The sequence below is a fragment of the Pseudonocardia sp. ICBG601 genome (genome assembly GCF_020496245.1).
Genome location: NZ_JAHLJA010000007.1, coordinates 1 through 12,598, shown reverse-complemented (window position 1 = coordinate 12,598; position 12,598 = coordinate 1). Strand labels below are relative to the sequence as shown.

Annotated in this window: 15 protein-coding genes and 1 pseudogene; 4 read left to right on the top strand and 12 right to left on the bottom strand. The window is 68.5% G+C overall.

Translation table 11 applies throughout. The features are described from left to right. Nucleotides 1-51 precede the first annotated feature (51 nt). Nucleotides 52-1,160 (bottom strand): annotated as a pseudogene (gene rlmN / locus KPL57_RS06015) (23S rRNA (adenine(2503)-C(2))-methyltransferase RlmN). A 31-nt stretch (nt 1,161-1,191) separates the two neighbouring features. After that, a complete protein-coding gene (locus KPL57_RS06010) occupies nt 1,192-1,770 on the bottom strand; it encodes a hypothetical protein (protein ID WP_226350839.1) in 579 nt (192 codons plus the stop codon). 172 nt (nt 1,771-1,942) lie between these two features. Between KPL57_RS06010 and KPL57_RS06005 the strand changes: the two genes are divergently transcribed. Further along, on the top strand, nt 1,943-2,428 hold the full coding sequence (locus tag KPL57_RS06005; RefSeq protein ID WP_226350838.1) for a Rieske (2Fe-2S) protein: 486 nt from the start codon (nt 1,943-1,945) through the stop codon (nt 2,426-2,428). Nucleotides 2,429-2,449: 21 nt separating this feature from the next. Here the strand turns inward: KPL57_RS06005 and KPL57_RS06000 are convergent, their stop codons facing one another. Together KPL57_RS06000 and KPL57_RS05995 are read right to left on the bottom strand one after the other, a co-directional pair. Next, on the bottom strand, nt 2,450-3,778 hold the full coding sequence (locus tag KPL57_RS06000; protein WP_226350837.1) for a HAMP domain-containing sensor histidine kinase: 1,329 nt from the start codon (nt 3,776-3,778) through the stop codon (nt 2,450-2,452). Between the two features lie 4 nt (nt 3,779-3,782). Further along, a complete protein-coding gene (locus KPL57_RS05995) occupies nt 3,783-4,439 on the bottom strand; it encodes a response regulator transcription factor (RefSeq protein WP_226350836.1) in 657 nt (218 codons plus the stop codon). A 238-nt stretch (nt 4,440-4,677) separates the two neighbouring features. On the opposite strand from KPL57_RS05995, the gene KPL57_RS05990 reads away from it, so the two are divergent. Further along, on the top strand, nt 4,678-6,354 hold the full coding sequence (locus tag KPL57_RS05990; RefSeq protein ID WP_226350710.1) for an IS1634 family transposase: 1,677 nt from the start codon (nt 4,678-4,680) through the stop codon (nt 6,352-6,354). A 124-nt stretch (nt 6,355-6,478) separates the two neighbouring features. On the opposite strand, the gene KPL57_RS05985 is transcribed toward KPL57_RS05990, so the two are convergent. Further along, nucleotides 6,479-6,790, bottom strand: coding sequence for a transposase (locus KPL57_RS05985; protein WP_226350835.1), 312 nt, complete (start codon nt 6,788-6,790; stop codon nt 6,479-6,481). A 259-nt stretch (nt 6,791-7,049) separates the two neighbouring features. After that, nucleotides 7,050-7,166 carry a DUF4870 domain-containing protein gene (locus KPL57_RS05980; protein ID WP_226350851.1) on the bottom strand — a complete coding sequence of 39 codons (117 nt, stop codon included), beginning with the start codon at nt 7,164-7,166 and terminating at the stop codon, nt 7,050-7,052. A gap of 136 nt (nt 7,167-7,302) precedes the next feature. Between KPL57_RS05980 and KPL57_RS05975 the strand changes: the two genes are divergently transcribed. Next, a complete protein-coding gene (locus KPL57_RS05975) occupies nt 7,303-8,067 on the top strand; it encodes a transposase family protein (protein WP_226350834.1) in 765 nt (254 codons plus the stop codon). On the opposite strand, the gene KPL57_RS71775 is transcribed toward KPL57_RS05975, so the two are convergent. The 4 genes from KPL57_RS71775 to KPL57_RS05960 form a co-directional block, all read right to left on the bottom strand. Continuing rightward, a complete protein-coding gene (locus KPL57_RS71775) occupies nt 8,052-8,201 on the bottom strand; it encodes a DUF4870 domain-containing protein (RefSeq protein WP_226350850.1) in 150 nt (49 codons plus the stop codon). The two genes, KPL57_RS05975 and KPL57_RS71775, sit on opposite strands and share 16 nt — an antisense overlap. Beyond that, nucleotides 8,202-8,324, bottom strand: a complete 123-nt coding sequence (locus tag KPL57_RS65945) for a hypothetical protein (RefSeq protein ID WP_264197799.1) — start codon at nt 8,322-8,324, stop codon at nt 8,202-8,204. A 336-nt stretch (nt 8,325-8,660) separates the two neighbouring features. After that, nucleotides 8,661-9,293 carry a hypothetical protein gene (locus KPL57_RS05965; RefSeq protein WP_226350833.1) on the bottom strand — a complete coding sequence of 211 codons (633 nt, stop codon included), beginning with the start codon at nt 9,291-9,293 and terminating at the stop codon, nt 8,661-8,663. A gap of 61 nt (nt 9,294-9,354) precedes the next feature. Continuing rightward, nucleotides 9,355-9,600 (bottom strand): hypothetical protein, encoded by a 246-nt coding sequence (locus KPL57_RS05960; RefSeq protein WP_226350832.1) that lies wholly within the window; start codon nt 9,598-9,600, stop codon nt 9,355-9,357. A 336-nt stretch (nt 9,601-9,936) separates the two neighbouring features. Here KPL57_RS05960 and KPL57_RS05955 point away from each other — a divergent pair, with 336 nt between their 5' ends. Further along, nucleotides 9,937-11,160 (top strand): ISAs1 family transposase, encoded by a 1,224-nt coding sequence (locus KPL57_RS05955; RefSeq protein WP_226350739.1) that lies wholly within the window; start codon nt 9,937-9,939, stop codon nt 11,158-11,160. 119 nt (nt 11,161-11,279) lie between these two features. Here KPL57_RS05955 and KPL57_RS05950 read toward each other — a convergent pair whose 3' ends face one another. Both KPL57_RS05950 and KPL57_RS05945 read right to left on the bottom strand, forming a co-directional pair. Next, nucleotides 11,280-11,426, bottom strand: coding sequence for a hypothetical protein (locus KPL57_RS05950; RefSeq protein ID WP_226350831.1), 147 nt, complete (start codon nt 11,424-11,426; stop codon nt 11,280-11,282). 83 nt (nt 11,427-11,509) lie between these two features. Next, entirely contained in the window at nt 11,510-12,187 is a 678-nt protein-coding gene (locus tag KPL57_RS05945) for an IS30 family transposase (protein WP_308252791.1), read from the bottom strand. Nucleotides 12,188-12,598: the final 411 nt, after the last annotated feature.

Here is a 12,598-nt window from a genome sequence, read left to right as displayed (position 1 = left end):
GGACCGGCCCGGATGCGACGCGGCGAGCGGCACGAGGGGCCGCCGGGCGGGTCAGCCCGGGTGCGAGGCGGCGAGCTGGCCGCAGGCCGCGTCGATCTCCTGGCCGCGGGTGTCGCGGACGGTGCAGGCGACGCCGGCCGCCCGGACCCGGCGCACGAACTCCTCCTCGACGGGCTTGGGCGAGGCGTCCCACTCGCTGCCCGGCGTCGGGTTCAGCGGGATCAGGTTGACGTGCACCCTTGAGGTCCCGATGTGCTGCCGCAGGACCTTCCCCAGCATGTCGGCGCGCCACGGCTGGTCGTTCACGTCACGGATCAGCGCGTACTCGATGGAGACGCGGCGGCCGGTCGTGGTGGCGTAGCGGCGGCCCGCGTCGAGGACCTCGGCGACCTTCCACCGGTTGTTGACCGGGACGAGGGTGTCGCGCAGCTCGTCGTCCGGGCAGTGCAGCGAGATCGCCAGGGTGACCGGGATGCCCTCCTCGCGGAGCCGGTCGATCGCCGGGACCAGCCCGACGGTGGACACGGTGACCCCGCGGGCGGAGATGCCCAGCCCGTCCGGGGCGGGCTCGGTGATCCGGCGTACGGCAGCGACGACCCGCTTGTAGTTGGCGAGCGGCTCGCCCATCCCCATGAACACGACGTTCGACAACCGGGTCGGCTCGTCCAGCACGCCGTCGCGCGCCTGGGCCGCTGCGCGCCGGACCTGGTCGACGATCTCGGCGGTCGACAGGTTGCGCTGCAGACCGCCCTGGCCGGTGGCGCAGAACGGGCACGCCATCCCGCAGCCCGCCTGGCTGGAGATGCAGACCGTCGCCCGGTCCGGGTAGCGCATCAGGACACTCTCGGCGAGCACGCCGTCGTGGCCGCGCCACAGCGTCTTGCGGGTGGCGCCGCCGTCGCACGCCTTCTCGGTCAACGGTGTGACCAGCGGCGGGAGCAGCGGGCGCAGCTTCTCCCGGACGTCACCGCCGAGGTCGCTCATGGCGTCGAGGTCGTCGGTGAGACGACCGAACCAGTGGCGGGCCAACTGGTCGAGGCGGAACCGCGGTACGCCGAGCTCCTGCGCGACGGCGGCACGGTCGGCCGGGTCGAGGTCGGCGAGGTGGCGGGGCGGAGTACCGCGGCGGGTGCGTCGAAGACGAGCGGGAGGCTGGACATGGCACCCCCAGTGTGCCAGCCCGGTCGCGGGTCAGCGGATCCCGGGGATCCGCACGTTGAAGCGCCGGGACAGGTCCTCCAGGATCCCGAGCCTGCGCGCGGCCGCGACCCACAGCACGATCCCGGCGCAGAGACCGGTCACCGGCACCGCGGACCCGGTCCCCTGCCCCTCGTAGGTCAGGGCCAGGAAGGCGCCGAACGCGGCGATGAGCAGGACCAGGCCGCCGGTCGCGACGAGGCTGCGCTCCTCCAGCACGGTGGACGCCTGGATCAGCAGCACCCCGACGAGCGCGGCGGACAGGGAGGTGGACAGCTCGCCGTAGCCGACCAGGGACAGCAGCAACGGCAGCAGCACGACCCCCGCGACGCCGATCACGATCAGCCGCTGCATCCGGCGCTTGCGCTCGGGGTGCAGGGTCACCGCCATCGCGGCGTTGCGCCGGCGCACGATCCACAGGTACGCGGTCAGGAAGATCCCGAGCGCGACGAGGACGGTGGCGAACCCGTTCCCGAGGCCACCCGCGCCGACCGCCCAGGCGAGCAGGCCCAGGACGATCTCCAGACTCGGCACGGGAACGCCCAGCGACGGCTGGCGCATCGTGTACGGCATGCACCCACGGTAGCGAGAGCGGCCCGGGACACGGCGCGGGTGTGGCGGAACGACACACCCGTCCTCCCTCGAACCGGACATCATGGGAGGCTCGTCACGTGCCCGGGTCCCCGAACCCCCGGGCCGCCACCACCACACCGCCGGGCCCCGCCCGGCCTCCCCCAGGAGAGCCATGACCCTCCCCACGACGTCCTCCACCGACCCCGAGCCCGCCCCGCGCGCCGGAGGTCCCGCCCTCGGTCGCCGCGCGATGATCGCCGGCGCCGGCGTGGCCGCGATCGGCGCGGTCGCCGCCTGCGGTGGCGGCAGCGGTTCCACCACCACCGACAACGGTGGCCAGGCCCAGAGCGGGGACGCCCCGCAGGGCTCCCCCGGCACCGTCCTCGGCCCGGCGTCCGCGGTGCCGGTCGGCGGCGGCGCGATCTTCGCCGACGCCCAGGTCGTCGTCACCCAGCCGCAGCAGGGGACGTTCACCGGGCTGTCCGCGATCTGCCCTCACCAGGGCTGCGCCGTCAGCCAGATCACCGACGGGCAGATCGTCTGCCCGTGCCACAACAGCCGTTTCTCCCTCGACGGCGCCGTCCTCGACGGACCGGCCCAGCGGCCGCTCGACCCGCGGCAGGTCACCGTCGCGGACGGGTCGATCACCCTGTCCTGAGCCCGCTCCCGGCGCCGCGGCTCAGGACGGCAGCACGAGGCCGTCCGCGCGGCGCCGGGTGTGGAGCCGGTAGCCTCCGGCAGCGCCGGGGGAAGCGCCCTGCCAGAATCGCTGTCGAGCGCGGGCCAAATCGTCGGCGGCGATCCCGGGTCCGTCGTCGGAGATCGCGACCGTCCCGCCGTTCAGCCCGCTGGACCACCGCACCCGCACCGTCGAACCGCGGCCGGTGTGCCGCACAGCGTTGTCCAACAGCACGTCCAGCACCTGCTCTAGAGAGCCGTCGGGCCAGCCAGCGGGTAGCTCCAAGGGCTCCCAGTCACCGGAGTAGCCCTCGAGGGTTACCCCCGAGGCGGCGGCGGCCAACCGCCACGCGTCGACTCTACCGGCTGCGACGACGGCGGCGTTGCAGTGTGCGGGAGCAGCGGTGCCGGCAGCGACCGCCGCCGACTGCGCCTCAGCTGAGGCGAGTCCCAGCATCCCATCCAACAGTCGTTCCAGCCGGTCGATTTCTCCAAGCGTGGAGTCGTAAGTGGCGCGACCGCTGGCAGCGATATGGGGGTCAAGCCCGTCGACTCGCAGCCGCAACGCGCTCAGCGGGTTCCGAATCTGGTGCGACGCATCGGCGACGAGGCGCTGCTGTTCAGCTGCGCCAGCACGGACCGCTGCCGACATCCGATTGAACGACTCAGTTAGCTCACGTAGTTCTCGCGGCCCAGCACAGACGGCGATCTGTTCCCCTGCGCGACCTTGCGCGACGGCTCCGACGCCGCGGGCCAGCACCCCGATTGGACGCAGCACCCAGCGGGCCAGCAGCAGCGCGAGCGCAGCGAACCCGACCGCTGCAGCAAGTGCCCCACACAGCACAAGTGCCCAGGTAAGGGCCACGTCAGCGGCCGCTCGTGCCGGGTCGGCGAGCAGCAGCACAGCCCCGTTGGCGCGGTGCCCGGTCCCGACCGGCTGCCACAGCAACACCGAGTCGCGGGCGAACGGCGTAATCCACGTCGGGGCGACCGACGGCTGATTGCGCAGCGCCGCGTCCAGCGCAGCGGGCACCCCAGGGGCATCCAGCGCGAGGCCGACCGATACCACCGGTCGCCGCTGCGCATCGACGACGAGTACGCCTTCGCGGTAGAGGTCCGCGTGACGACGTGCGCCGCAGTCCAGAACGCCGTGGGAATCATCGGTTCCCTCGAGGGCGGCCATCTCGGCGAACCAATCGAGGTCGGCGCCGCGAGTCAGCGCCCAAGCCTGGGCCCGCGTGGTCGCCTGCTGCTCCAGTAACGGCATCACGAACGCGGCCACCGTAAGCAAGGAGAAAAACGAGAGGACGAGCAACAGACGTCGCTGCACCTCGTCACCGACCCAGGCGGTAACCGAACCCACGCACGGTCGCGACCAGTCCAGGGCGGTTGAGCTTAGCCCGCAGCGCCGCGACATGTACATCCAGCGACTTCGACCTGGCGACCGACGCGGTCCCCCACTCCTCGTCGAGGATCTGGCGGCGGCTCACGGCCACTCCGACGCGGCTGGCGAGCGCCGCGAGCACGGCAAACTCTTTCCCGGTCAGGGGCATGTCTACTGCGCCGACGATAACTTGGCGGGCACCGAGGTCAACCCGCACGTCCTCCACCTCTACCACTGTAGCGTCTGCGAGCACGTTTGCAGCCCGGCGCACGACGGTATCGATGCGGGCAAGTAACTCGCGCAGACGTACCGGCTTGACCAAGTAGTCGTCGGCACCGAGGTGCAACGCTCGCACGACGTCACCCTCCGCAGAGCGAGCGGTCAACACGATCACAGGGACCGCAGAGTCCTGCCGTACCTGATGCAACAGACTCAGGCCGTCACAATCAGGCAGGCCCAGATCGAGCAGTACCAGATCGACCTCGCCGAGCAACCCGATCACTGCACCCCCGGACGGCGCGTGCACGACGCCGTGCCCGCGGACACGCACCGCCTCTGCTAGGGCACCTGCCACGCCTAAGTCATCCTCGACCACCAACACCCTCACGATGGGACATCGTGCCGCACCACCTCAGTGCGTGTTTGAGAAGTGTCGGCGTGTCAGCGCTGCACCCGGCCAGGTGTGGTCCATCGTGGACAGGTGGCTCGGCGTAAGCGGCGATACCCCTCGGACCTGACTTTGGTCACCCGAGCCTGGTTTCGCAGCTTGTACTGCGCTGAGCTGCGGTGATGTGTTTGCGCGGGAGCGGTGTGAGGCACTAATTCGGTGCTCTACGCTCGGTCAGGTGGCGTGGGTGAGGCGGGTACGGACGGCCTCCGGGGCGACCGCGGTCCAGATCGCCGAGTCCGTGCAGGGCCATCGACGGATCGTGGCCCATGTCGGGTCAGCGCACACCGAGGCCGAGCTGGGCCTGCTGGTCGAGCAGGCCCGTGGGCTGATCGACGACGCTGCACAGCAGGCCCTGGATCTGGGCGTCGCGCCGTCACCCCGGCGGGCCGAGCTGATCGCGCCCACCGCGGCCGGCGGTGCCACGCAGGAGGGGCTGTTCGGCCAGATGCCGCGGCGCGCCCCGAGCACCACAACCCGGCGGGTGGGTGCGCCGCAGGTGATCACGACCGGGTCGCGGGTGCTGTTCGACATCCTCGCCGAGGTCTACGCGGGCCTCGGGTTCGCAGAGGTCGCTGATGACACGTTCCGCGACCTGGTGATCGCCCGGATCGTCGAGCCCACGTCCATCCTGGACACCGGTCGGGTGCTGGCCGGTCTGGGCGTCACCGCGGCGAGCGAAAAGACGATGCGCCGCACCCTGCTGCGCTGCACCGGGCGCAGCTACCGCGACGAGATCGCGAGGGCCTGCTTCACCCACGCCCGTGGCAGTGGGGATGTGTCGTTGTGTCTCTACGACGTCACCACCCTCTACTTCGAGGCGGAGAAGGAGGACGACCTGCGCAAGGTCGGGTTCTCCAAGGAACGCCGGGTCGACCCGCAGGTCGTCGTCGGGCTGCTGGTCGATCGCGCAGGGTTCCCCCTCGAGATCGGCTGTTTCGAGGGCAACAAGACCGAGACCGCGACGATCCTGCCGATCATCGAGGCCTTCCGGGCCCGACACCAGCTGCCGGTCGAGCCGGGCGGGATGGTCGTGGTCGCCGACGCAGGGATGCTCTCGGCCGCGAACCTGCGCGACCTCGACGAGGCCGGCCTGCGGTTCATCGTCGGCTCCCGACTCACCAAGGCCCCGGTTGACCTGGAGTCGCACTTCCACTGGCACGGCGACGCCTTCGTCGACGGGCAGATCATCGACACCCTCACACCACGCGACCGCCGCACCGGGCGCAGCGAGAACAGCCCGAAGGTCAAGGCCGAGCCCGTCTGGAACCCCAACCAGCATCCGGGATCCTGGCGGGCGGTCTGGGCCTACTCCACGAAGCGGGCCGTCCGGGACCGGCGCACGTTGACCCTGCAGGAGAACCGGGCCCGCGAGGTCATCGCCGGCGAGAAGCCCGCGCGCACACCGCGGTTCGTCAAGGTCACCAACGGCTCCCGCGCCCTGGACGAGGCCTCCTTGGCTCGGGCATACCGGTTGGTCGGGTTGAAGGGCTACGTGACCAACATCCCGGCCGGCGGCGCAGCGGCCGGGGAGATCATCGGCGACTACCACGACCTCTGGCACGTCGAGCAGTCCTTCCGGATGAGCAAAACCGACCTACGCGCCCGCCCGATGTTCCACCACCAACGCCAGTCCATCGAAGCGCACCTGACCATCGTGTTCACCGCCCTCGCAGTCGCCCGCGAGATCCAGAACCGCACCGGGCTCACCATCCGCAACGTCGTCCGCCAGCTCCGACCACTGCGCTCGGCCACCATCGCCATCAACGGCACCCAGCAGACCTTCCCGCCCGCCGTCCCCGCCGACAAACAGGCCCTCCTCGACGCGCTCCGTCAGCCCGCGGCGAAGCACTAAGACAAGTGACCGAAGTCAGGTGGACAGGTGGCTCGGCGTAAGCGGCGATACCCCTCGGACACCAGCGGTGCTCAGTGGGCGCTGATCGAGCCCTGTCGGCGTTGCGCGTCGATGAAAGCGACGATCAACGCCTACGGGGGTCGAGCTCCCCCGCGAAGAAAACCGTTGCGTCCGGCAGGATCGCGTTGGCCTCACGAAGCTGGCGGTTCTCCCGTTCCAACAACCGGACCCGCTCGGACTCACTCGAGGTGACACCGTCACGGTCCCCGGTATCGATCTGGGCTTGACGCACCCACCGACGCAACGACTCCGCGCCACAGCCCAGACGGGCAGCGGCGGTCTGACAGGCAGCGGTCAAGCTCGGGTACTCATCGAGATGACCCAGCACGAGCCGGACCGCTCGCTGCTTGGTCTCCTCCGGGATCTGCTTCGGCACGATCATCTTCCTTCCAGACTCGAAAGGAAGCGGCATCACACCGTGGACGCTTCACGTACCCATCTACCCGCCCGCGGCGATCCGCACCCTGCCGCGCGGTGAGGTGCTGTTGCTCTACCGGCACCTGCCCGTCATCCGCGCCACCACCCTCGACGCCTACCAGCGTCCCGACGGCGACCAGCTCCACCGCGACGTCGACACCGTCGCCTCCGGCGCCATCCCCGATCACCGCGGCCGGCTACCTCACGCCCGGGGACGGTCAGGACAGTACGCGCAGCTGGAACGGGTAGTCGTAGGCCCGGTTGTTCGACGCCCGGACCGCGCCCTTGATGTGGCACCACAGAGAGACCACGAACAGACCCACCATCAACGGGATCGCGACGATGATCCCGAGAGGCTTATTCAGGGCCCGTGAAATAACGATCTAGCCCGGCGTGTCGGGTTGGGCGACAGCCCGTCCATCGCGAAGATTGGTTTGTCGAATCAATCCGAGATGAATGGGCTGTCGCAGTATGTACTATACCACTGGCTTTCGGCGTGATGAGATTCAGGATCTTGCCGCTCTGGTGCATGAGCAGGATCAGCGGAACGCGACTGGCCTGCGACGGCCTTGGCCGCCGATTCTGGGATTGTTCTGGTCGGTGGTGATCACGTTGGCGTATCTGCGCGGGAATCGTGTGCAGTGGGAGTTGGCGGAAACCTACGGGGTGTCGCAGTCGACGGTCAGTCGAGCGATCGCGGGGGTGACACCGTTGCTGGCGCAGGCGCTGCGGAGTGTAGTTCCGACTGCGGAGGAGCTTCGTGCCGATCGGCAGTACATCATCGACGGAACCCTGCTGCCCTGCTGGTCATGGACCGCCGTACCAGGTCTGTGGTCGGGCAAGCATCGCACCACCGGCGTCGTCGTCCAGGTCGCAGCCACCCTGGAAGGGCAGCTGTCGTGGATCTCCGACCCGACCCCAGGCTCCCGACACGACCTACATTGCCTCGACCAATCCGGCGCCCTCGACCACCTCGCCACATACCCACCGATCGGCGATAAAGGCTACATCGGGCGCGGCATGCTCACCCCGTTCAAAAAACAACCCGGCCGGGAACTTCTCGACTGGCAGAAAACATTCAACAAGAGCCTCAACCGCACACGCGCCACCATCGAGCGAGTCATCGCCCATATCAAGTCGTGGAAAGTTCTCCACACAGACTACCGCCGACCCTACGCCACATTTAAAACGACGATCTCGGCAGTCATCGGACTCATCTTCTACGCACTTACCTGACGGAGCCTGAATAAGCCTCCGACTATCGTGAAGACCAGCAGCCAGCCGATGAGGAACAGTATCCAGATCAGCAGGTTGAAGTTGAACGCCGCCGCGGCAGCCCTCCGCACGAACGGATCGTCTTTCTTGACCAGTCAAATCAACAACGGACCCAGCAGACTCAACGACCCAGCACTGAGCACCGTGGCGAACAGCGCCGAGAGATGAGCGATGATCGCCACGCCGCGACTGTCCTCAGACACCTCATTCATGTCCACAGCAACTCCTCGCTCTCACACGGGCACTGAATAATCCTCGAAACACGCCGCACAGCGGCTATATTTCTTCACTCCGGAAAGAGTCCGCCAACCGGGACGCGCCCTCGACAAGGTCCAGCATCTCCAACAATAACCGCGCGTCGTCACCGTCACGCGCGAACGACACCACCACACCCGCCGCGCGCGCCGCGACCACCGGGTCATGATCCGCGCGGCTACCGGACCAGCCATTCGAGTACATGTAACTCGGATCGCTCCCGCCGCCTGGCATCGATCCACCCCGCTATCTCAGGAAAAGTCGTTAACGGCAGAAACTCAACGGGCCTCAGCGATGAATCAGAACAGCCCCCCACCCGCAGACGACACACCCGCACCCGTTATTTGCTTCTTAGTAGGTTTCTTTTTAGCGGCCCGGCGGGCCGCGTTACGCGCAGCGATGACTTTCTGTAGTGAAACATACATGCCGCCGGTATCACCATACGGTTTAGCGCTCGTCGGTAACTCCCGGGAAAGCCGATACTGCGACCACGCCCCGTACACCCCCGGAGCTAACTGCTGTAACGACAAGACCACTTCCCGGGACAACACCCGCCGGCGACCCGCCATCACCACCGCCACATCAGCCAGCAGTTCCCGAGTCTCACCCTCCGGCGCCGTGTCGCCAGTCACGGATTCCCCCGTCACGCCAAGACTCCGAGCAGAAGAATCAGCCCCGACCGCAACCGCGGGAACGGGAGCAGAAGCGATGGACGCAGAAGCGGAGACAGCAGGAACGGTAGGGATGGTAGGGATGGAGGCTTCGACCCGGCCCGCGTCCATGAAGGGCCGTAACGCGGCCAGGAGGCGTTCGTACTCGCTGTCGACCAGGTCGATCTCGATCCGCATCTGATCGATCTGCAACTCGTGGTGAACGACGTCGTCGGACTCGACACCGGTGATGTCGCAGAACCGGACCGTGCGAACACCCACTACCGACCACCCACCACACGCAGATACCCGACCGGGCCGGGCTGCCCGGCCGCGCGGGTCCTCACTCCTCGTCCACGTCGCCGGCTTCGGCGGCGGCGCGTTGCAGTGCCGCGAGCGTCGCCCCCGACAATGCCTTCGACGCGATCGCGTCGCCGACCTGCCGGGGTGTCATGAACCCCGACCCGGACGGGGCCAGGTACTGCTCCCCGTCAGCGCCGACCCGGTACTCCAAACTCGAGGCGACCCGGCGGAACCGGGTCCGGCCCCCGACCTGGGCGCCCTCCCACTTCTCCACCTTCACCGCCAACCGGCAACACCCACACCGCAACCTGCGCAACAGCAACCCGGTCTCATCCACACCGGTGAAGTGGATACCCGCCTGCCGGATCGTGGGGAACAGATGCCGGCCCCGTTCCCGACAGGCCAACACCTCATCCGACACCCCATCGACATAGGCGTCGACATCATCATCGGATGCCCGCGGCCGCACCCCAGCCGCCCGCAGGGCCCCGGCAAAGTCGTGATGGGTGGGTCCTGAGCTGCGGTGACGTGGGGGGTGGGGGTGGGTGCGGACACAGGCTTGGCGTGATCATGAGGGTGTCGAATCCTTGCTCACGTCAGGAAGCCTGTGTCCGCAGTGTCAGTGTCTCCGATCGTTGCTGCTCTGGAAGGCCTGGAGGTCGGTCCTGACGCGGGGAGAGCCGCGCCGGTCGGTGAGGCGGCGGGGTTGTCGCTGGTGGAGGCCCTGTCGCGAGTGCCGGACCCGCGGAAACCACGCGGTGTCCGCCACGGTGTCCTCGCGGTGTTGCTACTGGGGGCGTGCGCGGTGTTGGCGGGGGCCCGGTCGTTCACCGCGATCGCCGAGTACGCCCATGACGTCGGCCGCGCCGTGCTGGACGTGCTCGGGGTGGGCGCGGTCGCTCCGCACGAGTCGACCATCCGCCGGGTCCTGCAACGGGTCGACGCCTCGGCGCTGGAGGCGGCGTTGCAGTCCTGGGTGTTGCCCCAGCTCAGCGCCCAGCCGGCCCCGGAGGGCACACCCCGGCGAGAACAGCGTCGCGTGCTGGCCTTGGACGGCAAGACCCTGCGCGGCGCCCGCGTCCGTGCCGCCGACGGCAGGGTCTGGCTCCCGCATCTGGTGTCGGTGCTCGACCAGACCAGCGGTGGCGTGCTCGGCCAGGTTCAGGTCGCAGAGAAGGGCAGCGAGATCACCGCGTTCACCGCGCTGCTCGACCCCCTCGACCTCGACGATGTACTGGTCACCGCGGACGCTCTGCACACCCAGCGAGCCCACGCCGACTACCTACACCGCCGCGGCGGGCACTACCTGATGACGATCAAAGCGAACCAGCCCACGCTGCTGGCACGGGTACGGGCGCTGCCCTGGACCCAGATCGGCGTCGCTGATCGTCAACGCGGGCGTGGGCACGGCCGCGTCGAGACCCGCACGATCAGCGTGGTCAGCCTGCACCCCTGTCCCGACCTGGGCGCAGAGTTCTTCCCCCACGCATCCCAGGCGATCAAGCTGGTGCGCCGGCGTCGCCCACTGCGGCCTGGCGGGAAGTGGAGAACCGAGACCGCCTACGCGATCACCAGCCTGACCAGCACCGACGCCGATCCAGGACTGCTCGCCCGCTGGATCCGTGGGCACTGGTCGATCGAGAATCGCCTGCACTGGGTCCGTGATGTCTGCTTCGACGAAGACCGCGCCACCGCCCACACCGGTCACGCCCCGCAGGTCATGTCGGCGTTGCGGAACCTCGCGATCACCGCGCTACGCCTGCACGGCGTCAGCAACATCGCCGCAGCACTCCGCCACCACGCCCGCGACCCCCATCGACCACTGACCACCTACAAGATCATCTAGCGACTTTGCCGGGGCCCTGCAGCCGCCCGGGCGGCCTGCTCACCCTGAATCGACCGCACCACCGACGCAGAGGCCGGGGCGAACTCCGGGAACGCCGCCATCTGCTCAGTCACCCCGCCTCACCCGCCCACGACGAACACGTCGTACTCGTCATCACCGAAACCGACCCGCCGATCATCACCATCAACCACATCCTCGACATCATCACAAATGTCGTGAACGTCCAGGACGGCATCGCCGTCGTCGGTACCTGCCAGCACAGCCATCGAGCGCTCCCTCACCACACCCGTACGAATCTCAGCGGCCAGGACTCAGTGGCTCTGCTCGTAGGCGTGCGTCACCGGCGCGCTCAGGCGGTGGAAGCACTTGCCTCGATGAGTTCGCTGAATACCTCGGAGGGTTTCTTCCAGTCGAAGATTTTACGTGGTCGGTCGTTGATGTCGGCGGCGATCATGGACAGGTAGGTGGGGTCGGAGGGGATCTCCACGCCTTTGGGGAGGTACTCGCGCACGATGCGGTTGAGGTTCTCGTTGCTGCCGCGCTGCCAGGGAGAGCGCGGGCGAGCGAAGTAGACCGGCATCGAGCCCTTGGACACCACGTGGTGGGCGGCCATCTCGGCCCCGCAGTCCCAGGTCAGCGAGCGGCGCATCACCTCGGGGAGCCCAGCGGTCGCAGCGACCACCGCCCGGGTCACAGTGTGGGAGTCACGCCCGTGCAGCGGGACCAGGACCAGGAACCGCGAAGTGCGCTCCACCAGCGTCGCTACCGCGGTCTTACCTGCTTTACCGATGACCAGGTCGCCCTCCCAGTGCCCGGGCACCGCCCGCCCCTCAGCCTCAGTAGGTCGTTCATCGATGTAGGTCGGTTCGACGATCCGGGGAGCAGATGGAGGCCTACCGCCGCCACGACGGGCGGTCCGGCGGGTCCGTAACGCGATCAACTCGCGAGCCAGGGTGGACACCGGGGTGGCATAGACCCACTGGTAGATCGCCTCGTGAGGACACCCGGTAAGTCTCGTCGGTCGGATAGAGCCGGGGCAGACGGCCCGCGATCGAGGCCGGGGACCAGCCGATCTGCAACAACCCGGTCACTACTTCCCGCAGCCGCGGTGACCGGTCCACCGCGAACATCTTCGGCCGGGACCGCCCGACCCGCGCCGCTTCCTCAGCCGGCCCCGCCCGGTAGCCGGCCCGGCCGCCGTGACGGGCGACCTCACGAGAGATCACCGACCGATCCCGCCCCACCACCGCAGCGATGTCGCACAACCGCCGGCCAGCGGCCAACCCGGGAGATCTCCTCCCGATCAGCCAAAGTCAACAGTTTCCGCACGTCATGATCCTGTTCCTCGCCGAACAACAAGATCAAGTGCTACGACCGCCTGAGCGCGCCGGATTCCGAGAGGTGCACTGGAGGACTACCCGTGTCCCCCACCGGACTG

Excerpts from the sequence above, each read along its gene's own strand:
- KPL57_RS06010 (WP_226350839.1), bottom strand. The coding sequence starts at position 1,770 with ATGCCGTACACGATGCGCCAGCCGTCGCTGGGCGTTCCCGTGCCGAGT.
- KPL57_RS06005 (WP_226350838.1), top strand. The coding sequence starts at position 1,943 with ATGACCCTCCCCACGACGTCCTCCACCGACCCCGAGCCCGCCCCGCGC.
- KPL57_RS05975 (WP_226350834.1), top strand. The coding sequence starts at position 7,303 with ATGTACTATACCACTGGCTTTCGGCGTGATGAGATTCAGGATCTTGCC.
- KPL57_RS05950 (WP_226350831.1), bottom strand. The coding sequence starts at position 11,426 with ATGGCTGTGCTGGCAGGTACCGACGACGGCGATGCCGTCCTGGACGTT.